Genomic DNA, 25195 nt, shown 5'->3' with positions numbered 1-25195 from the left:
CTATTTGAAAAAAATATAAGCAATTCCAATTGCAGCAATTACACCAATTAAATCAGCTAGCATTCCTGCCCAAATAGCATATCGTACTTTCTTAATCCCTACACTACCAAAGTACAGCGCTATGATGTAAAAAGTAGTATCTGCACTTCCCTGAAAGGTACTAGCCAATTGCCCTACAAAACTATCGGGGCCATGTGTTTTGAATATATCCAACATCAACCCTCTTGCCCCACCCCCACTAAAAGGACGCATGATGGCAACGGGTAATGCAGGAACAAATTCACCACTAGACCCTACTGCTGTGAAGCACCAAGTAATGCCACTAATAATCGCTTCCAATGCACCACTTTCTCTAAATACTCGAATGCCTACTAACATTCCCACCAAATAAGGAATCACTTTCAAAATCACTTCCCATCCTTGTTTAGCACCTTCAATAAACGCATCAAATACATTTACTTTCTTTAAGTGCCCACCTATAATAAAAGTACAGATGATCAAGAATAAAATAATGTTTCCCAATACATTACTAAAAGTCTCCTTGGTTAATAATGTTGGTACCGGAATATCTTTTTGTGAAGGCAATTGTTGAATAAACCAAGCGAATAAAAAGATAGCGGTAACAATGGTTCCTAACCATGCTATCAATACCCGATCAAATTTTAATCGTTGGTAAATTCCTGTGATTAAAATACTTGCAATTGTTGCTACCGAAGTGGCCAACATGAGTGGTACAAATACACTAGTGGGGTTCACACTTCCAGCACCTGCTCGATAGGCAATAATAGATAAAGGAATTAAAGTAAGTCCACTAGTATGCAACACCAAAAACATGATTTGTGCATTACTAGCTGTTTCTTTTTGCGGATTCAAAGTTTGTAAACTCTCCATTGCTTTTAATCCAAAGGGAGTTGCTGCATTATCTAAACCCAACATATTGGCACTAAAATTCATAACCATTTGCCCCATGGCTGGGTGTTTATCGGGTACACCCGGAAACAATCTTTTCATAAATGGATTAAGTAGTCTGGCCAAAAAATTGATGGCTCCTGCTTTTTCGCCAATATTCATCAACCCCATAAAAAATACCATTACACCCGTTAATGGCAAGGCAATATCCATTACACTAGACTTACTAGCATCAAAAATGCCCTCTACCATTTTCTTGAATATTTCGTAGTCTTGAAAAAGAATGAGCTTAATTAAAGCAATCACCAATCCAATTACAAAAAAAAGTATCCAAACATAATTTAGTGCCATAAGTCTAAGATAAAGCTAATGGCGGTTATTCCTTACCTTTGCGCCTCAAATTTTTATATAATGGCTTTACAAGCAGGTATCGTAGGTCTTCCAAACGTTGGTAAATCAACTCTTTTTAATGCAGTAAGTAATAGTGCGAAAGCACAAGCAAGCAATTATCGTTTCTGCACCATTGAACCCAATGTAGGTTTAGTAGATGTACCCGATGAGCGGTTAACCAAATTAGCAGAATTGGTTTTACCCAATAAAGTGATTCCCACCCAAATGGAAATTGTTGACATTGCTGGCTTAGTAAAAGGCGCCAGCAAGGGCGAAGGATTGGGTAATAAATTCTTGGGGAATATTAGAGAAGTAGATGCAATCATACATGTAATCCGTTGTTTTGAAGATGAGAATGTATTGCGTGAAGAAGGTGCCATTAATCCTGTTGCAGATAAAGAAATTATTGAAACAGAATTACAATTAAAAGATTTAGAAAGTGTAGAAAAGAAATTACAAAGAGTAGAGAAAATGGCTCGTGTGGGTTCTGATACCAAAGCCAAAGCCGAATTTGAAATTTTACAGCGTTGCCAAAACCATTTAATGGAGGGCAAAAGTATTCACTCATTGGGTTTAAGCAAAGAAGACAAAGCTGCTGTAGCAGATTTGTTCTTACTAACCGACAAACCAGTTTTATATGTTGCCAATGTAGATGAAGCATCTATGCACACAGGTAATTCTTTTTCAGAACAACTGAAAAAAGCGGTTGAAGCGGAAGGCGCGCAAGTGATTGTGATGTGTAATAATATTGAAGCACAAATTGCTGAAATGGACAATGCAGAAGATAAGCAAATGTTCATGGAAGAATATAAAATGACTGAACCTGCATTAAATAGATTGATTCAATCTGCTTATAAACTCTTGAACTTAGACACTTATTTTACAGCAGGGGTGCAAGAAGTGCGCGCATGGACGATCCATAAAGGTTGGAAAGCCCCACAAGCGGCAAGTGTAATCCATACCGATTTTGAAAAAGGATTTATTAAAGCGGAAGTGATTGCCTACGAAGATTTTGTGAAATACGGTAGTGAAGCCGCTTGTAGAGACAATGGCAGACTACGCATAGAAGGTAAAGAATACTTAGTAAAAGATGGAGACATCATGCACTTCCGATTCAACGTATAACTATGTTATCCTATTGGGAAAAAGACAGCTATTATGCCGATACAGATATCGTGATTATCGGTGCCGGCCTAATGGGTCTTTGGTCTGCTTATGAATTAAAAAAAGCAGCTCCTTCTCTATCGATTACCATACTAGAAAAAAATGCAACCCCATTAGGCGCATCAACCAGAAATGCGGGTTTCGCTTGCTTTGGAAGTTTAACCGAATTAATTAGTGATGAATCTACCATGGGTACTGCTGCTATGTTGTCCATTGTAGAGAGTAGGTTTAAAGGAATACAAAAAATTCGCGCAAACTTTTCAGATGAAGCCATTCAGTACGATGCTTGTGGTGGTTTTGAAGCAATTCAAAACGACCATTCAATTGCCCCGAATTTAGATGGGCATATTCATTATTTAAATGAATTATTAGCTCCTGTTACAGGTAAACAGCAAACCTTTTGTAATGCTACCAAACAAATGAATCGGTATGGGGTAAAAGGGTTTGATCATTTGGTTTACAATTCATTTGAAGCCGGCATTCACAGCGGTAAATTAGTGAATGAACTCACTAGCAAAATATTGGCATTGGGCGTTCGCATCATCAATGGTGTAGAAGTTAAAGGTTGGATTAAAACCGCCGAATCACTGGAGATAATGACCCAGTTTGGACAAACCATCAAAACCAAGCAGTTGATTGCCTGTATGAATGGATTTACCCAAAACCTATTACCTCAATTAAATATTCAACCAGCAAGAGGGCAAATACTCTTGACCAAACCCATTGAGGGATTAAAATTAAAAGGCACTTTTCATTTTGATGAAGGGTTTTATTATTGGAGAAATATTGGCAATCGAATATTAATTGGTGGTGCTCGCAATTTAGCTATCGCTGAAGAACAAACTACCGACTTAGCTGGTTCTGACAAAATCCGGAACCACTTAACTCAATTTCTAGGAAGCTATATTGATACAGACCAATCCATTGAAATAGAACAATATTGGAGTGGTATCATGGGCTTTACTCCGACAAAAGAACCGCTTTGCACTTGGGCAGAACCCAACCTATTAGCAGTAATTGCTTGCAATGGAATGGGCGTTGCACTTACGCCTATTATAGCTGAAAAAGTTGCAGCCATGGTACTTGCGAATGATTAACTTTACATTCAATTTAAACCATGAGAAAGCTATTTTATTTTTTGGTTCTAGCAATGCTTATTATCGGATGCAACTCAAATGCGGAGTCGGATAATGTAGAACAAAATAATGTACAAGCTGTACAAGTACCTTCGAATATTCCTTTTCAAGTATTGAATATATTTCCACATGATACTTCTTCCTATACGCAAGGATTAATTTGGCATGAAGGAAAATTGTGGGAGGGCACTGGCTGGAAAACAGAAAGTAAATTATTATTAACCGATCTTAAAACAGGAAAAGCGATCAAGTCGGTTAAGCTTCCTGATAATGAATTTGGAGAAGGGATTACCATTTTAAATAACAAGATTTATCAACTAACCTGGGAGGATCATAAGGTATATGTATATGACCTTAAAACATTAAAACAAGAAAAGGTTTTCGATTGGACTTATGAAGGTTGGGGAATTACGACAGATGGAAAGTCTTTGTTAGTATCAACAGGAGAAAGCAACTTATATTGGGTGGATCCAGCTACATTTAAAATCACCAAAACTTTAGGCGTTTCAGACAACAACGGATATGTGAGTAATCTCAATGAATTAGAGTGGGTTAATGGTTACATATATGCTAATCAATATTTAACCGACTTTATTTTGAAAATTGACCCTACATCAGGACAAGTACTGGGTAGAATAAACTTATCAGGGTTATTGCAACAAAGTAATCAGCCTATTGTAGCAAATACAGATGTATTAAATGGCATTGCATTTAACCCTACAACAGGAAACCTATTGATAACAGGAAAGCGTTGGCCGGCTTTATATGAAATAAAGCTGAATTAATTTTTTTGTAAAATATAAATGACTGAACTACATCTATTGCGATTATTTAATGCAGCTAAATTAGATTTCAATCCTTGCCAGAATGCAGCTAAATAGCGAGATACACCGTGCTGGTATTGTTCACTCAACATAGATACATAAAAAGAATCAAACCACATTGGTTGAGTTGCTATAACATTGAATCCATGTATGCCAGCCAACTGAGCGATTGAAGCTGGAGAAAAATGATACAAATGCCTTGGCACGTCATAAGCTGCCCAAAAAGCCCCGTAATACCTGGCATCCACTGAAGTATAATTTGGAACCGCAATCACCAACTTACCTCCTACTGGTAAAATTTGATTGAAAATTTTCCAATATCCTTGTAAGTCATGAACATGTTCTAATACATGCCACAATGTAATTACATCAAAATACTCCGGTTCAAATGAATATAATTCATTGGGCAACAACAAATCTATACCATATTGATTTTTAGCTTCCGCTCTTGCACTTGAATCTGGTTCTAAAGCAGTTGTATCCCAGCCTTGCGCTTTCATAGTTGCCGCAAAAGCCCCTACCCCTGCACCAATATCCAGTAATCTACCAGTTGATTTGCCTGTATAACGCTTAACTAACCTTGCCTTTGATCCTAATGTATAATTTCTAACAATATGATAAAGTTGATTAATGAATCCTTTTTTTGTATTAGAATGTGAGATATAATTTTCAGAATGATAATAGGGCCCAATTTGATCTATGGTTGGCACATCTTGTGTAAACTGTAAATCACATTGACTACAATGCCAAATATCAAAATTTTCCTTACTAACTGTATGATCTTTAGCAGTTAATTTATATTGTATTTTATCAGAATTGCAGCTAGGACAAGTGTAATAATGTAAGGGTGTAAACATAAATCATCAAATACTTTAAACATAATAAAACAGCAATGCCCCTATAGCAATCATCAAAAGTATAATTGCATAAACCCACCAATTGTCACCTGATTTATTTTGACTTTCTTTACCTAATAGCTCGCGTATATCCTCCTCTTCTTGTTGGGTAAAATTCCTTTCTTCGTCTAAATTGTTTTTTTCTACATCGTTATTAAACTGCGCAATTCCATCTGTTACTTTAACCTGAGGCAATAAATCTAAAAGATTTTTTTCAGGGGTAAACAAAATATACCCATTCTCTTCTTTACGTAAAGTACCAATACCGGTAATAACAGCTCCTTCTGGAGTTGTTAAAGCCGTTTTAATCTTATATACATAATCATGAAACTGTTTAATCGCGGTCATTTGATCAACTCCTATCTCATCGGAAATAAAATCAAATAAGAATTTATCGGAAGGCGGTGTTTGTTCCTGTTTAAATTTAATTGCTGGGGCAGGTGCAAACAAGAAGCCATTGGCATTATCTAATTTAGCAGTATTAGATTCAATCACAAAGCTACCTAGGTCTGGAATACTTAGTCTTTTATTCAGTACAAGGTATTTATGAAGGTATAGATACATGAAAATAGCATTTATTGGAACGAATATACAACTCCTCCCATAACATTAAAACCAAAAACAGGGTATTGGTTCCAACGTTGGTAAGTATTGTTAAAAAGATTGTTCATTTGAAGCCATAAATTTAGCTTTGGTAAAATGCCAAATTCAAAGCCCAAATTCATATCCAAAGCTGGTGCAAGCCTTTTTGCAGTAAAGGAAAATGAATCTTGATACAAAGAACCAGCGCGATAAAACAGGTCGGCTTTTACCTGTAAATCGCCAATAGGTTTCCAAATTAATCCGGTGGTTGCTTCTAAAGGAATTAAACCAAACGCATCCGTAACAGCATTAAGTTTGCTAAACTTACTATAACTAACACTAGCTAAAAAAGATAACTTTTCTTGAAAAGTATAATTGATTTCTCCGCTTAATTTAAAGGCATTCATATTGGTATATAAAATATCAAAAGCTTTGCCATCTCCCAATTGGTTAATGAAAATTGGTTGGTCTTTCATTTGCATTAAAGTCAGCTGGGCATTAAAGGAGAAATGATTGTTTGTACTACCATTCAAGCCTATATATTGCTCAATAGAACGGGTATTTCTAAGTTGGTTAGGTATAGCAATCCATGGATTAAACTGAACAAGCGAACGAAAACTATTTTTTTGAAAAGAACCTTTAAATCCTGCTTCTACAGATAAATTGGAATTGGGCATTCTAGTATTAAAGGTGAAATTGGGTAAAAGGTTAAATACACCATTATTCCAAGTAGGTTTTATACCAAGGTTCAATTTTACATTGGGGGTTTTAAGCAATATACTTGGGTCAATGCTGTACAAATTATTATTAATGGCACTACTCATTGAACTTGGAGTACTTAATTTGGCTATGTCTGCATTAGCAGTAATACTTATGCCAACCATTTTTCCAAAAGATTTTTCAATAGGTGCTTTTATAATGATATTGTTTTCACCAGCATTATTGGTATTGGTAAACCGATTAAACTGAATGATAGGATGAAAATCAATACCAGATTGAGTAGTTTGTTTATTCTTCACTCCAACTTCTAAAAACAACCCATTATACACTAATTGTAATTCATCTTTTGGGTATACAAGTGTATTAGGCATGAATCCGTAGCGGTATCTTGTTGTACTATTAAATTTTGCATTTGAAGTCCATTCTAGGTTGTTGTTAGAATTAATTACAGACAAAATATCTAAATCAAACTTGCTGAATTGCTGCGCGTACAATTTCCCCCTTGACCCAATAAAACTCGTTTGAACCTGTGTAATGGAATGTTTGCCATCACCAAAAGAGAAGCGTCCTTCCCCCATAAACGAACTTAAGTTTCCTACCCCTACTTTAACTCGCTGAGTGTTTTTCCAAACTTGAGGTGAATCAGGTGGCAATGCCAATGGCTTTAACGGAATAGGCTGGTATAAAAAGAATAAATTAGAAGAAGGAACTTTATAAGTTAATGGCAATCGAGAAGAATCAATTATACTAGTTGCTGCGGTAAAATTGATTTTGGCTGCATTTTGTAAAGATGGTTTAAACGCTGATGTAATTACAACAGTTCTAGTAACACCCGTATCGGTATTAGATGAATTAGCAACCGTATAGGATACAGACAAATCGCTTACTTTATCCGTTTTAAGCTTGGTTGACTCATTGCTTTTATTCGATTTTTTAGCTTTTGCTTTCTTTTTTGTAACCTTAGTTTGTTTGGCTTTATTCTTTTTGCTTTTACGCTGTTGCGCAAAAGTATCCATAGACCATCCCGTGAATAACAATAATATAATTAGTGCAATTTTTGTTTTCATAATACCCTTTATTTATACTATTGTACTTTATTATTTTTTTCTTTTTCGGCAATCACTATTGCTAGTTTAGCAGCAGCTTCTTTTTTGAGTTCATCCATTTCAGCGTTTTCAGCTACACTTTTAAATGTTGCTTCAGCATTGAAATAATCTTTTTGATTCAGATAAATATCTCCCACTAATAGGTAACTCTTGGTTACCCAGTAAGTATAAGATCCATACTTTTTAATCACTTCAAAAGAAGCTTTTTCAGCTTCATCTAATTTGCCCAATTGAAATAATAGTTCTGCAATACGGTATTGCGACTCTGCAGTTATTTCAGATTTACCCAATGTTAATAGCGATTGATATCCTTGCAAAGCCTGCTGATATTTTTTATTCAATTGATCATTCTTTGCAATAACAAAGCCTGCCATCAAACGATCATCAGTAGCAATTCCTTTTTGCAGTAATAATTCAGCAGCATTAGGACTTGCTTGTTCAAATTGCTGAGTTTTAAATTGGCAACGTAATAGACCACGCATTGCTTCCAATTTATTTTCTTGCTGTAAGGCAATTGTTTTTAACAACGTATAGTAAGTCGCAGCATTAGTGTAATCTTGATAATCAAAGTAATAAATCCTTCCCGCTTGCAATGCAGCACGTTCAGCATATTTATTAGGAGATAATGCAGCTACTGCCTTATAGTAATTTAAAGCTTCTTTATTTTTTTTCTGGACTAAATTAATTTCAGCCAAAAAATAATTTGCTTCTACTGCATATTTCCCCTTAGAAAAATTTTCTAAGTAGGCTTTAAAACCAGCTTCTGCACCAATATTATCTTTTAACTCAAAGCGAATCATTGCCGATTTATACGTTATAGAGTCTGCCTCATTTCCGGCAATCTTCTTTCCATTTGCTTCCATAAAACTGATAAACGCTAGTGGAGCTTGCTGGTCAATGAAGATATTTCGAATATACTCAACAGATGATTCTGCCTCAGCACTATTGGGATATTTACTCACTAGCTGCTTAAATTGAGTGAGAGAAGCTTCATTATTATTCAAATTAAAATACGCGATACCCATCTTTTGATAGGCAATAGGATAAAGTGCTGCTGCCTCCTTTTGATTAAGTAAAGCCTGCAAAGGCACAAGTGCTTTTTCAAATGCTTCATCTGCCAAATACGTATTGGCTATTTCTAATCTGGCTTGAGCTATCAAATTTGATTGTGGATATATATCTGGAATCGATTGCAATAATGATAGCTTTTGCAATTGATTATTTGTGGCACCAGCAATAATGGCTTTTTGATACGTAGCATAATCGGCAGAAGTCCATCTCAATTGGATAATTTGATCATATAAGTTTGTGGCTGCTCTATATTCCTTCAACATAAACCAACAATCAGCAGCTCTAACTACAGCATCTTTCTCTACATTATTTAATGCAGACTGCGGGTTCTTATTTACCAATTCAAATTGTTCCCTGGCTGGTTTATAGAGTTCCTTTTTTAAATAAGCGTAGGCTAAATTATATCTGGCATTACTTGGGTTAACTTCGCCATTTCTCACTGGAGACTTTAGGTATTGAGATAAAAACTGAATAGCATCATCCATTTTACCAGCACGGTAACTCAACTCTCCTTTCCAAAAATAGACAAAAGGCAACTGTAGCGTATTATTAGGCGTAACCAATATTCTATCTAATAGTAATTCAGCTCCATCTAGTTTTTGATCATTAATTAATTCAACTGTTCTCCCATATAATAATCTAGGCAAAAGTGCAGTTACATTTGAAGATTTATTAGGCAAGGATTCATATAAAGTTAATGCATCTTTAAAGCTATTGGTATTTGCAAGTGTGCTAACTAATAATTCTTTGGCTTCATTTGTATAATCAGACCCTGTATAATTAGCTATAAATTGTTGAAACCCTTTTACAGCAATATCAAAATATCCTAACTCGTAAGAAAGTTTTGCATAATGAAAGCTAGAAACTTCTTTTTGTACTTTATTGCTATTATTGGCTGCGCAAAACTGAAAGGCATTTCTTGCATTCTGCAAATCATTGGTTTTCAAATAAGCGTCTGCTAATAAATACATACTATTCTGCTCTAAAGAGTCTAATGATCCCCCAATTTGTTTAAACCCTTGAATAGCTTTACTCCAATTTTTTGCCTCATAATAACAATAAGACAATTCATATAAATCTTCTCTTCTAACTTTTTCACTAGCTGCAACATAAGCTTCCAAATAAGGAAGCGCCCTATCAAAAGCTCTTTTTTCAAATAATAAATGTCCAACTAATTGTTTTAATTGTAAATCGTAATATTGTCCATTTTTTTTAATCGCATTTTCTCCGTAGGTCAATGCTTTCTCTCTATTACCACTAAAATAGTACAACTCTGTTAAGTAAAAGGGCACTACATGTTGATAGTCGGGATGAGATTCAGCAATTAAAAAGCATTCAATAGCAGTATCATACGCTTGATCATTAAAAGCCAAGAAGCCAAAATAATAATTTGCATCAACATAGTTCGGGTCTGCAGGCAATTGTCTTATTGCATTAAACAATGGCTTGGCTTTTGCAAAATCTTTATTCACAAAATAGGAATATGCCTGATGAAACTTCATTGTAGCAATCTGGCGATTGTTCAAATTGGCAATATTACATTTTGCGTAATATGCTAAAGCTTCATTATATTCTTTTCTTTGGTAATAATACTCTCCCAAATAAAAAGAAACCATTTGCGTGTGTGCAAGGTGATTGTCTAATGCAATAAATGTTTTAGCCATTTCAGTTGCACCTTTTTCATCTAGCTGCAATCCACATACTATATAATAATATTGAGCATCTGCCATAATTTGAAAAGGCATATTGCTTTGTTTAATTCCATTATTAAATAATCTTTTAAAAATGGGGAATGCCAAACTAAATTGATCTTGTTGATAAAATTGCTTTGCCGATTTAAAAGCGGCATCAGGATTAGACAATTCAAAAGTTTCCTGCGCTTCAATATTGGAAGAAAAAGCAAAAATGGCAAAAGATATGATCGTAAAATATTTAAACATGGGAGGAATATATATTGCAAATATTTTTTTATTTATTGGTATTAAGTGGCAAAGCATTGTTAAAGATAAGCTGAGTGCTTGTTAAGCTTGTTTAAACATCGCATTTGTGGAAAAACAGGATTAGGTCGTAAGTTTGTCAACAAATCGGAAAAATGTACGAACATTTCACCACAGTTAGAGTTAGATATGCAGAGACTGATCAAATGGATATTGTATATTATGGTAATTACGCCCAATATTTTGAAGTTGGTAGAGCAGAATGTATAAGAGCATTGGGTTTTACTTATAAGAAAATGGAAGAAATGGGAGTAAGAATGCCCGTAGTGGCTATGGAAGCAAAATTTTTAAGGCCTGCGCATTATGATGAGTTGATTACCATCAAAACCATTTTAAGGACCCTACCCAGTAGTCATGAAATTTGTTTTGAACACGAAGTGTTTAATGAAAAGAAAAAGTTGCTCACCACTGGAAAGGTAACACTCTATTTCATTGATAACTTAACCAATAAGCGAACCTGCATGCCAGCAGATTTATTGGCAACATTCGCACCCTATTTTGGAAATAAATAAGCCCCTTTGAATGAAAAAAATTCATGCATCTATCATAACCATCGGCGACGAATTACTGATTGGTCAAGTAATTGATACCAATAGTAGTTGGATTGCTCAATCACTTAATAAAGTTGGCATACAAGTGAAAAACAGAATCGCAGTTGGCGACAACAGAGAGGATATTTGGCAGGCATTAGATGAAACCATTGAAAAATCAGATTTAGTATTAATTACAGGGGGATTAGGCCCTACTGCAGATGATATCACCAAGCCACTTTTATGCGATTATTTTGGCGGGAAAATGGTCATGGATCAAGACACCCTAGCCCATGTAACCTATATATTTGAGCATATTTTAAAAAGGCCAATGATTGAGCGAAATACTTTACAAGCTCAAGTTCCAGATATATGTACCGTTTTAAAAAATGAAAAGGGAACTGCTCCAGGTATGTTATTCACCAAGAAAAATACCCATATCATTGCTATGCCTGGTGTACCGCATGAAATGAAATGGATCATGCAAAACCATGTTTTGCCATTAACTTCAAAATGGTTCAGCAGTGGATTTATTGAACACAGAACACTATTAACTGCGGGAATCGGCGAATCTTTTTTGGCCGAAAAAATAAAAGATTTCGAAGAATCATTACCTCTTCATATTAAATTGGCATATTTACCCAATTACGGGATGGTAAGGCTTAGATTAAGCGCTTGGGGCACCGACCTTGAAGCCTTAAATAATGATTTAAATAATCATTTTAATGAACTGAAAAACAATGTTTTAGAATATTTAATTACTGACAAAGACGAACCATTAGAGGTGGTAGTTGGTAATTTATTAAAACTTAAAAAACAAACTATTGCAACAGCGGAAAGTTGCACTGGAGGGTATATTGCTCATTTATTAAGTAAACATGCAGGCTCATCGGTATTTTACACCGGATCAATTATCGCTTACGCGAACATTATAAAAGAACAACTATTAGATGTTTCCCACGAGACATTAACGACCGTTGGTGCAGTTAGCAAAGAAGCGGTTTCCCAAATGGCAGTTGCCGTTATGAAAAAAATGAATACCGATTATGCAATTGCAGTAAGTGGAATTATGGGACCAGGTGGCGCTACAGAAGAAAAAGCAGTAGGCTTGGTTTGGATTGCAGTAGCATCTAATAACAATGTTATTGCTAAAGACTTTCAATTTCAATTTGACAGGGAGCGTAATATCAACCTAACTGCAGTCAACGCATTGAATATGATAAGAACTATGATTGTGGATAATAGTTGATAACTTAATCGTAATCAACTACTATATTTGTTAATTAGTAGTGGATAGTGTATTTGAACTATACCTTATTAACCCGTTTTAAATAGTAGTACAATATGGCAATAGCTGAATTGGTGATGCCCAAACTGGGTGAAAGTATAATGGAAGCTACCATTCTTAAATGGCATAAGAAAGTAGGCGACCAAGTAAAATTAGATGAAACCGTATTGGATATTGCTACGGACAAAGTAGACAGTGAGGTACCGTCTACAGTAGAAGGGACCATTACTGAAATCCTCTACAATGTTAACGATGTGGTACCGATAGGCACAGTAATTGTGCGAGTAGAAACCGCAGCAAATATTACTGCTCCAGTTGCTGCTCCCACCCCTGCTCCTGTTATTGAAGCTCCAGCACCTACTATTGAAGCCCATGCGCCAGTAATTGAAACTCCCGTTGAAGTACCAGTTGCTGTTGCTCCACCTCCTGTTCAACAATATGTTGAACCAACCCCTGCTCCTACACCAGTAGCAGCAGCTACACCCATTCAAGAAGTCCCATACACGCCATCAGCTCCTATGATAGACTTCATGAATAAACCCGCATCAAACCGATTTTATTCGCCACTAGTATTAAATATTGCCAATAGTGAAGGCATTAGTTTAAGTGAATTAGAAAGAATTCCTGGTACAGGCAATGATGGACGTGTCTCCAAAAAAGATATTTTACAATACGTAGCTGATAAGAAAGCTGGAAGGGTTCCAACCTACCAACCAGCTCCAATGTATGCCTCAGCACCACAACCTGTGGCGCCACCTCAACCTCAACCGGTTGCGTCACCGTCACCTGTATCACAACAACCAATTGTAGCACCAGTTGCAGCTCATGTTGCACAAGCAATACCATCGACACAACCAATAGCTACACCAGAACCTATTGTTACAGCGGCACCACAACCAATTGAAGTTCCACAACCAGTGGCAGCTCCTGTGGCACAACCAGTGGCAGCTCCTGTGGCACAACCTATAGCAGCGCCACAACCAATTGTTCCACCGCAACCCATCTCACAGCCTGTACCACAGCCAGTTGTTCCTGTTTACCAAGAACCCATTGTGCCCATTGTACCTGTTGAGCCACTTATAAAGAGCAATTCTAGATTTCCCGAACAAGCTGCTGCAGTTTATTCGGCACCTGTACCCCCTGCACCTCAAGCAATTTTTGCACCATCCGTAGGGAAATATTCAGATCCTGCGATGGTCAGCGTTTCTGGCGCTACAGAAATAATAGAAATGGATCGTATGCGCAAGCTAATTGCGAAGCATATGGTGGACAGTAAACATACTAGCCCACACGTTACCAGTTTTGCGGAAGCAGATGTTACAAATATGGTACAGTGGAGAAACAAAGTGAAAGGTGATTTTGAGCACCGTGAAGGGACTAAACTTACATTCACCCCAATGTTCGTAGAATGTATTGCAAGCGTAATAAAACGTTTCCCATATATCAATTGCTCTTTGGATGGAGATAAAATCATTTTAAAGAAAGACATTAATATTGGCATGGCTACCGCCCTTCCTTCTGGCAATTTGATTGTCCCTGTTATTAAAGGTGCAGACCAATTGAACATTGTAGGATTAAGTAAGTCAGTTAATAGCCTAGCTGATGCTGCAAGAAATGCTAAATTAAAACCAGAAGATACCACAGGTGGTACCTTTACTTTAACCAATGTAGGTACATTTGGTAGCTTAATGGGAACACCAATTATTAGTCAGCCACAAGTAGCCATCCTTGCAGTTGGTGCAATCAAAAAACGACCAATGGTAATGGAAGGTCCTGAAGGAGATTTCATTGCAATAAGGCATATGATGTACTTGTCTTTGAGTTATGACCATCGAATAGTAGATGGCAGTATTGGTGCCAGCTTCCTCACTGAAGTGGCTAAAGAGTTTGAAAAATGGGATATTAATAAACAATGGTTCCACTACATATAAACTTAAAAAAAGCCCTGATTTTAATCGGGGCTTTTTTATACAGCACGCTTTTATTTTCACAAACACCAGGCTTAGGTACTTGGAATGTGCTTACCGGACGTTTTAATTACAATAGCAAATGGCACGGATTTGTAGAACTTCAATTGCGTTCTCAACAAACTTATGATCACTTTAATTACCATGAAGTGAAAGGTGGTATTGGATATATGATTACTCCCTCTTTATCTGCTTTAGTAGGAACAGGCCGATACGTCACTTATCAAGTTAATGATAATTTTAAATTACCCTTCTTGGTTTCGGAAAATCGGATATGGCAACAATTGATTTATAATCAAACATTTCCCTCGCTTAGGATAGAACATCGATTGAGAGCAGAACAACGATATACTTCAGCTGGATATAGAAATAGATTTAGGTACAGACTTAGTGCTGTGATACCAATCAATAAAAAAACAATAACGAATAAAACATTTTTTTTAAATACATCTAACGAATTTCACTTTAATAATGAAAATGTATTTTATGAGCAAAACCGTTTCTATTTAGGCGGAGGATATAATTTCAGCAATAAGCTAAGCTTACAGATGGGTTGGATTTATCGTTCAGACTTTTTTAGTCAGAACAGGGCACAATACAAGAATTTTTTACAAACAAGCCTACAATTCACTTTTAGTAAAAGCAAATCGACGGCTATAAGAAATATAGGTTCAGTTGATTAAACTACCGCTACAAAAAAAGAAAATAATGTAGTACCGTAGTTTCTTACAAAAGAAAATCCTTCCATTTTTTCATAAGCGTTTCGAGGCGTATGTTCTAAAACAAAGAACCCACCCGGAGCAATCATTTTTTTTGCCACAATAATTTTAGGAATTTCATCAATGGCACCCAACGCATAAGGTGGCCCAGCAAAAATAAAATCAAATTGTTTCGTACAACTTTGTAAAAAAGCAAATACATCCATTTTAAGCAATTGTACATTTTCCATCCCCAACATAGTGACATTTTTGCCAATAAATCCATGCATAATAGGGTCTTTCTCTACAATAGTTAAATGTTCAGCGCCCCTAGAAGCCAATTCATAACTGATGCAACCTGTTCCTCCAAACAAATCAAGCGTTTCAATCCCATCGAAACTCATTCTATTTTGTAAAATATTGAACAAGCCCTCTTTTGCTATATCGGTAGTAGGTCTAGTATGGGGCATATTAGCTGGAGGATTAATGCGCCTCCCACCCCATTTCCCAGATATTATTCTCATAAAGCCAATTTAAAAAATGGCGCAAAATAATGAGCCGGATATTCTTTATTTACATCTAACATAATACCAGAAGCTTCCGTTGTATTTAATTCGATATGACTAAATACTTTAAATAAATTATCATACAGCTCAGTATTTAAATCAATCATCCCATTCAATTCAACAATGGTTTTTTTAGCATCTATACCAAACTGTTGATTACACCTAAGTATATAGTACAATGCGTCTTCTGCCAACTTGTAAGGGAAGGTTTGAATCATCTGAATAACTGAATCCTTGAAAATTGCAATGATAAAATGCCCATGATAAAATTGCAATTTCACCAATTGCTCTTCATTTTTTCTCCTATTCATCACATCGTTTAACAAAGATGTGTAAACATGCGCTGTTTGAAATATGATAAATTGTCGGGTAAATAATTCGGCGAGAGATTTCTTAATGCGATAGGTATTGATCAAGCTTTTGGTAGAATTTAGCTTTTCATATTTCACATCCATCCTATTACTTTCCCCATAAATTAGGTTCAAATAATCTTCAGCTGAAGTGGCAGTTAAAAACTTCTCTGGCACCAAAATTGACTCGGGTGTACAGAAAAAACAGGTAACCAGTTTATAGGTTTTATTGAACAATTTAGAAATAGTTTTGATTTCGTAAAAGATATCATTCCAATCTTCTGTTTGGTCTTTATCTAAACTAAAATATTCAAATGCAACAATAGTTCCGCTGTCAATTGATTTAGACATACAACGCAGCTCTTGCTCATCCAATTCTATTATGAGCTGAAATGCAGATCCGCTTATAGGATCATCTTTATAAAATCCTGCTTTTTTCCTAGCCATTCAAAGTAATTACGCTGCAATAATATATAAAAAAGCATTAACGGAGAGCGAAGATATTATCAGACTTCATTTTACTAACTTCGCAACCCAATATGAATGTCCATTCACCACTCAATCTTAAGGTTAATACAGGAAACAAAGCTATCCTGCGAATAGCTTTGCCCATATCTGCATCTATTGTAGTTCCTCAAATCAACTTTATTACCAATAATATTTTTTTGGGGGGATTAGGGCAGAAAGAATTAGGAATTGCAGGCATTACCGGGGTATACTACCTCATGTTTGCAGTTATTGGGCATGGATTGAATAATGGATTACAAGCATTAATTTCTAGAAGAGCAGGCGAAAATAAAATTGATGAAATAGGAAGTCTTTTTTGGCATGGAGTTAGAATAGCTATGTTCTTCGCCAGTTTTGGTATTTTAATGACCTGGTTTGTAGCCCCCATGATTTTAAAATGGTCCCTACATGATCAAGAAGGCATCAACATGGCGGTAAGTTTTTTATCTATACGGATTTGGGGCTTACCCCTACTCTATATTTATCAAATGCGCAATGCGTTATTGGTAGGAATAAATCAAAGCAAACTTCTTGTATTAGGGACTGCAAGTGAAGCCATCGTTAATATCATTTTTGACTATGGATTAATTTATGGCAAACTAGGTATGCCTAATTTGGGATTTAATGGGGCCGCCTATGCATCAATTATAGCGGAGGGGGCAGGTTTGTTAGCTGTATTTTTTGTTATTAGATTCAATGGGATTAGCCAAAAAATCAATTTGTTTAAAAAAGTTGCCTATCAATATTCTTATATAAAACTAATTTTAAATCAATCATACCCGCTCATACTTCAACATGTAATCAGTATTATGAGTTGGGAATATTTTTATATTTTGATTGAACATCACGGCGCAAGAGATCTAGCTGTTTCAAATACGATGCGAAACCTATTTGGATTCTTTGGTTGTTTTACATGGGCATTCGCTGCTACAACTAATACTATGGTTAGTAATGTGATTGGACAAGGAAGAAAAGAAGAAGTACTCCCATTAATTTATAGAATATTAAAGTGGAGCATGGGTTTTGCATTCATTGTATTTATACTCCTGAATGCTTTTCCAAGGGCCTTCCTTGGTATTTATGGACAAGGTGAAGACTTTATACAGGCTGGCATTCCAGTTATAAGAGTAGTATCTATTGCAATGATTATGATGTCTGCCGCAACAGTTTGGGTTAATGCAGTAACAGGAACTGGAAATTCTAAAATGAATTTATTTACAGAAATCGCAACGATAATTTTTTACTTAGTATATGTCTACATTGTATTAGAAAAAATGAACTTGCCCATCACATGGGGATGGGCAAGCGAATGGGTTTATTGGACTATTATGTTTATTCCATCATTTTGGTATATTACCAGCAATCGTTGGAAAAAAATCAATATTTAGCCCTTCAATTCCTTCACTAAGTCGATATATTGTTGCATAGCAGATTCTTTGGCAAGACCTTGCAATTTTACCCAAGCTTCGTGTTTAAACTTAGCTACAAAGTCGAACATATTGGAAGGACCTTCTTCCTTGTTATCACCTTCTGTAGCTTGCTTGTATAATGCATAAAGCTTTAATAGGGTGTCATTATCTGGTTTTTCTGACAACGTTTTGCTGTTAGCAACAGCTTCTAAAAATAATTCTTGTAAGCTCATATGATGGTTTTATTGTAATGATGCCAATAGTTTAGCACCCTCTGCTTTTAATGCAATATCATTAAAAGAACGATTGGGCATTTTTACTAATCGCTCTAAAATTTCAATGGCTTTAGCAGGCTGCCTATTTTCTTTATATGCTTTGGCCAAATCTAATTGATTGGTAACAAAATATGGTTCTATTGTTCTAGATTTCTCCATGTATGAAATGGCTTTATCTAAGTCTCCATTAGGTAAACCACCGTAAAATAATTTAACCGCGGCTTTTTTGATACCAGATAAAGTAACCATTTCATAATGCCATTTACCTAAAGTATAGTTAGCTCTGCCATGATTGGGATTAATACTTAATGCCTTGTCTGCATAATCCTTTACGTCTTTAACGTAGGCCACTATTTTTTTATTTTCAATATCTAAGTCGGTCATTTTACCAGATACTGTTGCCATAGCATAATTGGCATCAGCACTATTGGTATCTGCTTTTAATGCTCTTTGAGCATAAGCCATTGCAGATTCAAAAAATAAGCGTTTGCTTTTTTCTTCCTTTTCTCTGCTTCCTATAGCTACCTCTAATTCTGCAGCTTTCACCAAATACTTTATGTTGTTGGGCTCTAATACAATGATTTGCTTGTATTTTGCCAAGGCTTCTGGTTCTTTTAATTGTCGTTCAAAATTTTCGGCCTCTTTGGCTAAAAGACCAATGTCTTGTGAAAAAACAGTTCCCATCCAACTACAAAAAAATGCGATGAGTAAAGTAAGTCTGATTTTCATGTTATATTCTATTCACTTTTAATGAAACCCCTAAACTGCCCACGAACTGCACAATAGGTGGCTTTAATTTGTTAATGGAAATATGTACATAATCAGCTAGAGAAAACTGTGCCAAAATTTCATTTGCAATATCTGATGCAAGGGTTTCTAATAATGGAGTTGCAATTTGCATGCGCTTTTTAACCATTTCATATACCAAGGCATAATTAATGGTATCAGCGATATGCAATATGGGAAAGGATTTAGGTGAAAACCCAACCTCTATATTAATCGCAAACTCATTCCCTAAAACCTGCTCCTCTTTGTATAATCCATGGTAAGCAAAGAACCTCAAATCATTTAAATGAATGCTTGCGTTGCTCATATTTTAGTGTCCAATAGAAGTTAAATAGCGCTCTGCATCCAATGCTGCCATGCAGCCACTACCAGCAGCAGTTACTGCTTGACGATAGTTTTTATCTTGCACATCTCCTGCTGCAAAAACTCCAGCCACATTGGTTTTGGTAGTACCAGGCACGGTTAAGATATAACCCGTTTCATCCATTTCTACATAGTCCTTAAATATGGTGCTATTGGGTTCATGACCAATTGCCACAAAGAATGCACTCACTGGAATTTCCTCTGTGTCACCTGTTTTATTATTCTTGATTCTGACAGCTTCTACTTTTTTCTCCCCTAAGATTTCATCGGTTTCCGAATTCCAATACACTTTAATATTGGGGGTGTTCAACACTCTGTCTTGCATTATTTTACTTGCACGCATTTGATCTCTACGAACAATCATGTGTACTTGTGTACATAACTTACTTAAATAAATTGCTTCTTCTGCTGCAGTATCACCCGCACCAACAATAGCTACTTCTTTTCCTTTAAAGAAAAATCCATCACAAACAGCGCAGGCGCTAACACCATATCCATTCAAACGTTCTTCACTCGGAATACCTAGCCATTTTGCAGAAGCACCAGTACTAATAATTACGGCATCTGCATGAATTTCTTTTTCTTCATCTATCCAAATCTTGTGTGGGGTGCTACTGAAATCTACTTTTGTAGCCAATCCATAACGAATATCAGCCCCCATTCTACTAGCTTGTTTTTCAAAATGAAGCATCATTTCAGGTCCTTGAATGCCGTCTGGATAACCAGGATAATTCTCTACTTCTGTTGTGATTGTTAACTGTCCACCCGGCTGGATTCCCTGATATAAAACAGGTTTCATATTTGCTCTAGCAGCATAAATTGCTGCAGTGTAGCCAGCAGGACCAGATCCTATTATTAATACCGATACTTTCTCTATAGCTGATTGTTCCATATTCAATTTTTAATCTTTGCAAATGTAAGTTTTGTATTGAGAACCATATCCACAAAAAGCACCCAATGCACCATTACTGATATTTCCCTTTACCACTCCTGGTGAAGAGAAAGGATTTCCGATTGATTGAAAAGCAAATTCCCATGTACGCCAAAAGTCATAGGTAGCTTTATCAATATTTGCGAGGCGAACGGTAACAGTGTCCCCCAATTTAAAAAAACCATAGTTTTCTCTCTCAAATGGCTGGTTCCTATCTACCCCTTTGTCAATATCAATATTATATGTTTTACCGTCTATAATGGCATCATCAAAAGCGCTGTTAAACCCAGGATAAAACGGTTGGCTATTTACTTTAGTAAAATAACGTATGTAGTTTCCTAAACCAGGAGGGTCAAAAATACGTGCCATCAATACCCTAAAACTATCGGTACTTGGTCTATTAGTAACTCTTTTAGTCCAAACACTATCAATGGTTTTTGAAATTATTGGTATGGTAGTTGTAGACTGGTATTGCTTACCATTATGTTCAATTGTTAATTGATACGTTTTCCCCGTTTCACCCAACATACGATCAGTAAGGGGTGTAGTGTAAAATACATATCGCCCACCTTGTGGAAAACGCAATTCATTCGCCTGTAACGTTACCGTTCTAGTGCCATTATTGAGCAGTACTTTAGCATCTTTGATAAATGAAGCAAAAAGTGTTGCGGTATCAATAGTAGAGAAATAATTGAGTGAATTAGAAAGTACCACCACTGGTGCTTGTCCATTCTCAATTTCGGCATCTACTACCAATTTCGGTTCGTTTTGTAAGGGCTCAATTTGAATGTCTTTTTCACAAGCCAATAAAAACAGCATCAATAATATAAAAGGTATTTGGCGCATTATATAATAACAACATTTAGGAAAAAAAGATTAAAAAAAACGCCCCGATATTTCGGAGCGTTTTCAAAAAACGTAGCCTCTCGAATATCCCTACTCGGAGGCTGAAATATTAACCCAAATATGCTTTAAGTGCATTACTATAACGCGCTTTCTGTAAACGCTTTATTGCACGCTCTTTAATTTGTCTGATTCGCTCTTTAGTAAGATCATACTTCATTCCTATTTGTTCAATAGTTACTCCGTTCTCCCCATCTAATCCAAAATAAGCATTTACAATTTCAGCTTCTCTTGGGCTTAATGATTTTAATACCCTACGAATTTCTTCCCTTAATGAGTCTTTCATTACATCTTCGTCAGTATCATCAGAACCTTCTAATAAATCTCCCATAGCAACATCTTCTGCTTCATGCACAGGCGCATCTAAAGAAGTATGTCTGGTATTACTTTGGAAAATATTATTGATTTCAGTTTCGCTCATTTCTAAAATCTCAGCCAATTCCTCGGTAGATGGCTCACGCTCATGTTCTTGTTCAAATGCCATGTAGGCTTTGTTGGCTTTATTGTAGGTGCCAATTTTATTTTGGGGCAAACGCACTAAACGACCTTGTTCCGCTAATGCTTGTAATATAGATTGACGAATCCACCATACTGCATAGGAAATAAATTTGAACCCCTTGGTTTCATCAAAACGTTGTGCGGCTTTAATCAAGCCTAAGTTTCCTTCGTTAATAAGGTCGCTTAATGATAAACCTTGGTGTTGATATTGTTTTGCTACAGATACGACGAAACGTAAGTTGGCTTGTACCAATTTATCCAAAGCTCTTTGATCACCCATTTTAATTTTCTGCGCCAAAGTAGTTTCCTCTTCGGGGTTGATCATTGGGATTTTGGAAATCTCTTGTAAATACTTCTCTACTGCTTGCGAATCTCTGTTGGTAATCTGGGTTGCGATCTTGAGTTGCCTCATGTTGTACTGTTGCTTTTTTATATAACGAGAAGAATACCCAATTTGTTATAAATCGACACAAAAAGGTATAATTCTCCAAAAATTACGGAAACTACAAAGATACTATTTTACAATGAATTTCAACCTTTTAAGTGTAAAAAACTTGGTAATTTACTCAAATTCAAGCTTATTTGTGCAAATTGCTGAATATGATAGATTTTAGATCGGATACCGTTACCAGACCTACCCCCCCTATGTTGGCTGCTATGCATGCAGCAGTGGTTGGAGATGATGTTTTTGGAGAAGACCCTACGATTAATGAGTTAGAGCAATATAGTGCTGAGTTATTTGGAATGGAAGCAGCGCTTTTTTGCCCAAGTGGAACTATGACCAATCAAATTGCCATTAAATGTCATACTCAGCCTGGTGATGAAATTATTTGTGATGCCCTTTCCCATGTTTATTTGTACGAAGGGGGTGGAATTGCCGCTAATTCAGGGGCTTCAGTTCAATTATTGCAGGGCAATTTTGGCAGACTAACTGCTAGCCAAGTGGCTGCTGCTATCAATCATAAAGACGATGTCCATCGACCTTTAAGTCGATTAGTAAGTTTGGAAAACACCGCTAACAGAGGCGGTGGAACATGTTATAACTTCAATGATATTCAATCAATTAAAGAGGTTTGCTTAAATAATAATTTAAGCCTTCATTTAGATGGTGCCCGATTATTTAATGCCATTGTTGCTAAAAAAGAGCATCCAGTGCAATATGGTAACATCTTTGATTCTATCTCTGTTTGTTTGAGCAAGGGATTGGGTGCACCGGTCGGCAGTGTACTTTTGGGCAACAAGGATTTTATTAGAAAAGCAAGAAGAATCAGAAAGGTTTTTGGTGGAGGGATGAGACAAGCTGGTTATTTAGCCGCAGGCGCATTATATGCCCTTCGCCATCAAGTGACCCGATTAGAACAGGACCACGAACATGCTTCCCTAATTGTTGAAGCGCTGCAGAAAAAAGACTTTGTGGGTATGATCCCACCTGTGGAAACCAATATTATTTTATTTGAAGTTAAGGGAAGGTTTAGTGCAAAAGAATTAGTTGGGATGCTTGCCAATAAAGGAATATTAACTATAGCTATGAGTCCTACCCAAGTAAGAATTGTTACTCATCTAGATATTACAACAGAAATGGTAAAGCAAACTATTAGGGAGATTGAATCCCTTTAGGTAACTTTATACCCCAAAAATCCAATTGCAGATATAAGAAATTATGCTACCAAGAATTAATCCTACGACTACACAAGCCTGGTTTTTATTAAAAAAACATCACGAAGACGAAATGAGCAGAAGGCATATGAGAGACCTTTTTGCTGCAGATCCGGAGAGATTTCAAAAATTCTCACTTTGTTTAGACCAATTAGTTTTTGATTATTCTAAAAATATCATCAATCCAAGAACCATGCAATTATTGTTGCAATTGGCCGAGGAATGCAAATTAACAGATGCCATTCACGATCAGTTTGCAGGAATAAAAATCAATGAAACAGAAGGTCGTGCTGTTTTACATACTGCCTTAAGGAATTTTTCGGACACCCCTATATTAGTGGACGGCAAAGATATTATGCCCAAGATAAAAAAAGTGCAGGGGCAAATGGCTGCATTTTGTAAGACCATACATAGTGGAAATTGGAAAGGTTATACAGGAAAACCCATTAAATATATCGTCAATATTGGTATTGGTGGTAGCGATTTAGGTCCAGTAATGGTAACTGAAGCGCTAAAGCCATATTGGGTAGAAGGGATTCAAACTTATTTTGTGAGCAATGTTGATGGAACCCATATTGCAGAGACTTTGAAAAAAGTAAACGCAGAAGAAACCTTATTTCTAGTGGCGTCTAAAACTTTTACTACACAAGAAACAATGACCAATGCTCATTCTGCTAGGGATTGGTTTTTAGCATTTGCCAAAGATGAATCCCATATTGCTAAGCACTTTGCTGCTTTAAGTACCAATGAAAAAGCGGTCACTGCATTTGGGATAGATAAGGCCAATATGTTTGAATTTTGGGACTGGGTTGGTGGCAGGTATTCTTTATGGAGTGCTATTGGACTGTCCATTGCCCTAACTATTGGATACGAGAATTTTGAAAATTTACTCAAGGGTGCATATACGGCTGATGAGCATTTTAGAAATGAAAAACACAATAAAAATATACCTGTAATAATGGCTTTATTGGGCATTTGGTACACCAATTTTTTTGGTGCACAGAGTGAAGCAATACTACCCTATGACCAATATATGCATCGGTTTGCAGCCTATTTTCAACAAGGAAATATGGAGAGCAATGGGAAGAGTATTGACAGAAATGGAAATCTTGTTAACTATGCTACGGGACCCGTTATTTGGGGAGAACCTGGTACCAATGGGCAACATGCATTTTATCAGTTAATACACCAAGGAACTCCTTTGATTCCTTGTGATTTTATAGCTCCTGCCCTTTCTCAAAATCCAATTAGCGATCATCATGTGAAATTGATGTCGAACTTTTTTGCTCAAACCGAAGCCTTAATGAATGGGAAGAGTGAAAATGAAGTGAAAGTAGAATTAATGAAAGCAGAAAAAAAGGATGAGGAAATAAAGAAACTAAGTCCCTTCAAGGTATTTGCTGGTAATAAACCTACTAATTCAATTTTGGTGAAACAAATTGATCCACATACGTTGGGATTATTGATTGCATTGTACGAACATAAAATATTTGTTCAAGGAGTTATCTGGAATATATTTAGTTATGATCAATGGGGTGTTGAGCTAGGCAAAGAATTGGCAAATCAAATTTTACCTGAATTAACTAGTGAAAGTGCAATAGCCAGCCACGATTCCTCTACTAATGGACTAATCAATAGCTTCAAAATATTTAGAAAAGCAGCAGAGGCATAAT

23 protein-coding genes are annotated in these 25195 nt (G+C 36.2%); 10 read left to right on the top strand and 13 right to left on the bottom strand.

Annotated features, from left to right (window positions below; genetic code table 11):
* A complete protein-coding gene (locus tag ACTIEI_RS12370) occupies nt 1-1260 on the bottom strand; it encodes a nucleoside recognition domain-containing protein (protein ID WP_439506605.1) in 1260 nt (419 codons plus the stop codon).
* Nucleotides 1261-1320: 60 nt separating this feature from the next.
* On the opposite strand from ACTIEI_RS12370, the gene ychF reads away from it, so the two are divergent.
* From ychF to ACTIEI_RS12355, 3 genes are read left to right on the top strand one after another with little or no spacing between them, the layout of a single operon-like run.
* Nucleotides 1321-2424, top strand: coding sequence for a redox-regulated ATPase YchF (ychF, locus tag ACTIEI_RS12365; RefSeq protein WP_439506604.1), 1104 nt, complete (start codon nt 1321-1323; stop codon nt 2422-2424).
* Nucleotides 2425-2426: 2 nt separating this feature from the next.
* Nucleotides 2427-3560 (top strand): NAD(P)/FAD-dependent oxidoreductase, encoded by a 1134-nt coding sequence (locus ACTIEI_RS12360; RefSeq protein ID WP_439506603.1) that lies wholly within the window; start codon nt 2427-2429, stop codon nt 3558-3560.
* Nucleotides 3561-3580: 20 nt separating this feature from the next.
* Nucleotides 3581-4384 (top strand): glutaminyl-peptide cyclotransferase, encoded by an 804-nt coding sequence (locus ACTIEI_RS12355; RefSeq protein ID WP_439506602.1) that lies wholly within the window; start codon nt 3581-3583, stop codon nt 4382-4384.
* Here the strand turns inward: ACTIEI_RS12355 and ACTIEI_RS12350 are convergent.
* Genes ACTIEI_RS12350 through ACTIEI_RS12335 form a run of 4 tightly spaced genes read right to left on the bottom strand, consistent with a single transcriptional unit; the run spans nt 4381 to nt 10738 of the window.
* Nucleotides 4381-5280, bottom strand: a complete 900-nt coding sequence (locus tag ACTIEI_RS12350; protein ID WP_439506601.1) for a class I SAM-dependent methyltransferase — start codon at nt 5278-5280, stop codon at nt 4381-4383. The two genes, ACTIEI_RS12355 and ACTIEI_RS12350, sit on opposite strands and share 4 nt — an antisense overlap.
* Before the next feature lie 15 nt (nt 5281-5295).
* Nucleotides 5296-5883 (bottom strand): hypothetical protein, encoded by a 588-nt coding sequence (locus tag ACTIEI_RS12345; protein ID WP_439506600.1) that lies wholly within the window; start codon nt 5881-5883, stop codon nt 5296-5298.
* A gap of 11 nt (nt 5884-5894) precedes the next feature.
* Nucleotides 5895-7688, bottom strand: a complete 1794-nt coding sequence (locus ACTIEI_RS12340) for a hypothetical protein (RefSeq protein WP_439506599.1) — start codon at nt 7686-7688, stop codon at nt 5895-5897.
* Nucleotides 7689-7705: 17 nt separating this feature from the next.
* Nucleotides 7706-10738, bottom strand: coding sequence for a tetratricopeptide repeat protein (locus ACTIEI_RS12335; RefSeq protein ID WP_439506598.1), 3033 nt, complete (start codon nt 10736-10738; stop codon nt 7706-7708).
* 152 nt (nt 10739-10890) lie between these two features.
* Between ACTIEI_RS12335 and ACTIEI_RS12330 the strand changes: the two genes are divergently transcribed.
* The 4 genes from ACTIEI_RS12330 (at nt 10891) to ACTIEI_RS12315 (ending at nt 15263) form a co-directional block, all read left to right on the top strand.
* Nucleotides 10891-11307 (top strand): acyl-CoA thioesterase, encoded by a 417-nt coding sequence (locus ACTIEI_RS12330; protein WP_439506597.1) that lies wholly within the window; start codon nt 10891-10893, stop codon nt 11305-11307.
* A 10-nt stretch (nt 11308-11317) separates the two neighbouring features.
* Nucleotides 11318-12574, top strand: coding sequence for a competence/damage-inducible protein A (locus ACTIEI_RS12325; protein ID WP_439506596.1), 1257 nt, complete (start codon nt 11318-11320; stop codon nt 12572-12574).
* Between the two features lie 95 nt (nt 12575-12669).
* Nucleotides 12670-14544, top strand: coding sequence for a dihydrolipoamide acetyltransferase family protein (locus tag ACTIEI_RS12320; RefSeq protein ID WP_439506595.1), 1875 nt, complete (start codon nt 12670-12672; stop codon nt 14542-14544).
* Complete coding sequence (locus ACTIEI_RS12315; RefSeq protein ID WP_439506594.1) at nt 14526-15263, top strand: DUF2490 domain-containing protein; 738 nt, start codon at nt 14526-14528, stop codon at nt 15261-15263. Before ACTIEI_RS12320 ends, ACTIEI_RS12315 begins: the two co-directional genes overlap by 19 nt.
* Here ACTIEI_RS12315 and ACTIEI_RS12310 read toward each other — a convergent pair.
* The gene (locus ACTIEI_RS12310; RefSeq protein ID WP_439506593.1) at nt 15260-15802 is read right to left on the bottom strand and encodes an RsmD family RNA methyltransferase; all 543 of its coding nucleotides are present in this window, start codon (nt 15800-15802) and stop codon (nt 15260-15262) included. The two genes, ACTIEI_RS12315 and ACTIEI_RS12310, sit on opposite strands and share 4 nt — an antisense overlap.
* The gene (locus ACTIEI_RS12305; protein ID WP_439506592.1) at nt 15799-16641 is read right to left on the bottom strand and encodes a DUF3822 family protein; all 843 of its coding nucleotides are present in this window, start codon (nt 16639-16641) and stop codon (nt 15799-15801) included. The genes ACTIEI_RS12310 and ACTIEI_RS12305 overlap by 4 nt, the downstream gene beginning before the upstream one ends.
* Nucleotides 16642-16733: 92 nt before the next feature.
* Here ACTIEI_RS12305 and ACTIEI_RS12300 point away from each other — a divergent pair, with 92 nt between their 5' ends.
* Nucleotides 16734-18089, top strand: coding sequence for an MATE family efflux transporter (locus ACTIEI_RS12300; protein WP_439506591.1), 1356 nt, complete (start codon nt 16734-16736; stop codon nt 18087-18089).
* On the opposite strand, the gene ACTIEI_RS12295 is transcribed toward ACTIEI_RS12300, so the two are convergent.
* The 6 genes from ACTIEI_RS12295 to ACTIEI_RS12270 form a co-directional block, all read right to left on the bottom strand.
* Nucleotides 18086-18343, bottom strand: a complete 258-nt coding sequence (locus tag ACTIEI_RS12295) for an acyl-CoA-binding protein (RefSeq protein WP_439506590.1) — start codon at nt 18341-18343, stop codon at nt 18086-18088. The genes ACTIEI_RS12300 and ACTIEI_RS12295 overlap by 4 nt on opposite strands.
* Nucleotides 18344-18352: 9 nt before the next feature.
* Entirely contained in the window at nt 18353-19114 is a 762-nt protein-coding gene (locus ACTIEI_RS12290; protein WP_439506589.1) for a tetratricopeptide repeat protein, read from the bottom strand.
* Between the two features lies 1 nt (nt 19115).
* Entirely contained in the window at nt 19116-19478 is a 363-nt protein-coding gene (gene folB / locus ACTIEI_RS12285; RefSeq protein WP_439506588.1) for a dihydroneopterin aldolase, read from the bottom strand.
* A 3-nt stretch (nt 19479-19481) separates the two neighbouring features.
* Nucleotides 19482-20426 carry a thioredoxin-disulfide reductase gene (gene trxB, locus ACTIEI_RS12280; protein WP_439506587.1) on the bottom strand — a complete coding sequence of 315 codons (945 nt, stop codon included), beginning with the start codon at nt 20424-20426 and terminating at the stop codon, nt 19482-19484.
* A 9-nt stretch (nt 20427-20435) separates the two neighbouring features.
* Entirely contained in the window at nt 20436-21311 is an 876-nt protein-coding gene (locus ACTIEI_RS12275) for a DUF4249 domain-containing protein (protein ID WP_439506586.1), read from the bottom strand.
* A 109-nt stretch (nt 21312-21420) separates the two neighbouring features.
* Complete coding sequence (locus tag ACTIEI_RS12270) at nt 21421-22278, bottom strand: sigma-70 family RNA polymerase sigma factor (RefSeq protein ID WP_026751778.1); 858 nt, start codon at nt 22276-22278, stop codon at nt 21421-21423.
* Between the two features lie 188 nt (nt 22279-22466).
* On the opposite strand from ACTIEI_RS12270, the gene ACTIEI_RS12265 reads away from it, so the two are divergent.
* Both ACTIEI_RS12265 and pgi read left to right on the top strand, forming a co-directional pair.
* Nucleotides 22467-23483: a threonine aldolase family protein gene (locus ACTIEI_RS12265; protein WP_439506585.1), complete on the top strand. Its 1017-nt coding sequence runs from the start codon at nt 22467-22469 to the stop codon at nt 23481-23483.
* Between the two features lie 43 nt (nt 23484-23526).
* A complete protein-coding gene (pgi, locus tag ACTIEI_RS12260) occupies nt 23527-25194 on the top strand; it encodes a glucose-6-phosphate isomerase (protein ID WP_439506584.1) in 1668 nt (555 codons plus the stop codon).
* Nucleotide 25195: the final 1 nt, after the last annotated feature.

This window comes from Sediminibacterium sp. (assembly GCF_051860225.1).
In the GTDB taxonomy this organism is placed as follows: Bacteria; Bacteroidota; Bacteroidia; order Chitinophagales; family Chitinophagaceae; genus Sediminibacterium.
This window is presented reverse-complemented; position numbering and strand designations above follow the sequence as displayed.

What these genes read in the sequence shown, in the direction of transcription:
- ACTIEI_RS12295 (WP_439506590.1), bottom strand. Translation starts at nt 18,343, where the DNA reads ATGAGCTTACAAGAATTATTTTTAGAAGCTGTTGCTAACAGCAAAACG.
- ACTIEI_RS12345 (WP_439506600.1), bottom strand. Translation starts at nt 5,883, where the DNA reads ATGTATCTATACCTTCATAAATACCTTGTACTGAATAAAAGACTAAGT.
- ACTIEI_RS12310 (WP_439506593.1), bottom strand. Translation starts at nt 15,802, where the DNA reads ATGAGAATAATATCTGGGAAATGGGGTGGGAGGCGCATTAATCCTCCA.
- trxB (WP_439506587.1), bottom strand. Translation starts at nt 20,426, where the DNA reads ATGGAACAATCAGCTATAGAGAAAGTATCGGTATTAATAATAGGATCT.
- ACTIEI_RS12355 (WP_439506602.1), top strand. Translation starts at nt 3,581, where the DNA reads ATGAGAAAGCTATTTTATTTTTTGGTTCTAGCAATGCTTATTATCGGA.
- ACTIEI_RS12270 (WP_026751778.1), bottom strand. Translation starts at nt 22,278, where the DNA reads ATGAGGCAACTCAAGATCGCAACCCAGATTACCAACAGAGATTCGCAA.
- ACTIEI_RS12265 (WP_439506585.1), top strand. Translation starts at nt 22,467, where the DNA reads ATGATAGATTTTAGATCGGATACCGTTACCAGACCTACCCCCCCTATG.
- ACTIEI_RS12330 (WP_439506597.1), top strand. Translation starts at nt 10,891, where the DNA reads ATGTACGAACATTTCACCACAGTTAGAGTTAGATATGCAGAGACTGAT.
- ACTIEI_RS12300 (WP_439506591.1), top strand. Translation starts at nt 16,734, where the DNA reads ATGAATGTCCATTCACCACTCAATCTTAAGGTTAATACAGGAAACAAA.
- ACTIEI_RS12340 (WP_439506599.1), bottom strand. Translation starts at nt 7,688, where the DNA reads ATGAAAACAAAAATTGCACTAATTATATTATTGTTATTCACGGGATGG.
- ychF (WP_439506604.1), top strand. Translation starts at nt 1,321, where the DNA reads ATGGCTTTACAAGCAGGTATCGTAGGTCTTCCAAACGTTGGTAAATCA.
- ACTIEI_RS12325 (WP_439506596.1), top strand. Translation starts at nt 11,318, where the DNA reads ATGAAAAAAATTCATGCATCTATCATAACCATCGGCGACGAATTACTG.
- ACTIEI_RS12275 (WP_439506586.1), bottom strand. Translation starts at nt 21,311, where the DNA reads ATGCGCCAAATACCTTTTATATTATTGATGCTGTTTTTATTGGCTTGT.
- ACTIEI_RS12335 (WP_439506598.1), bottom strand. Translation starts at nt 10,738, where the DNA reads ATGTTTAAATATTTTACGATCATATCTTTTGCCATTTTTGCTTTTTCT.
- pgi (WP_439506584.1), top strand. Translation starts at nt 23,527, where the DNA reads ATGCTACCAAGAATTAATCCTACGACTACACAAGCCTGGTTTTTATTA.
- ACTIEI_RS12290 (WP_439506589.1), bottom strand. Translation starts at nt 19,114, where the DNA reads ATGAAAATCAGACTTACTTTACTCATCGCATTTTTTTGTAGTTGGATG.
- ACTIEI_RS12370 (WP_439506605.1), bottom strand. Translation starts at nt 1,260, where the DNA reads ATGGCACTAAATTATGTTTGGATACTTTTTTTTGTAATTGGATTGGTG.
- folB (WP_439506588.1), bottom strand. Translation starts at nt 19,478, where the DNA reads ATGAGCAACGCAAGCATTCATTTAAATGATTTGAGGTTCTTTGCTTAC.
- ACTIEI_RS12350 (WP_439506601.1), bottom strand. Translation starts at nt 5,280, where the DNA reads ATGTTTACACCCTTACATTATTACACTTGTCCTAGCTGCAATTCTGAT.
- ACTIEI_RS12305 (WP_439506592.1), bottom strand. Translation starts at nt 16,641, where the DNA reads ATGGCTAGGAAAAAAGCAGGATTTTATAAAGATGATCCTATAAGCGGA.
- ACTIEI_RS12315 (WP_439506594.1), top strand. Translation starts at nt 14,526, where the DNA reads ATGGTTCCACTACATATAAACTTAAAAAAAGCCCTGATTTTAATCGGG.
- ACTIEI_RS12360 (WP_439506603.1), top strand. Translation starts at nt 2,427, where the DNA reads ATGTTATCCTATTGGGAAAAAGACAGCTATTATGCCGATACAGATATC.
- ACTIEI_RS12320 (WP_439506595.1), top strand. Translation starts at nt 12,670, where the DNA reads ATGGCAATAGCTGAATTGGTGATGCCCAAACTGGGTGAAAGTATAATG.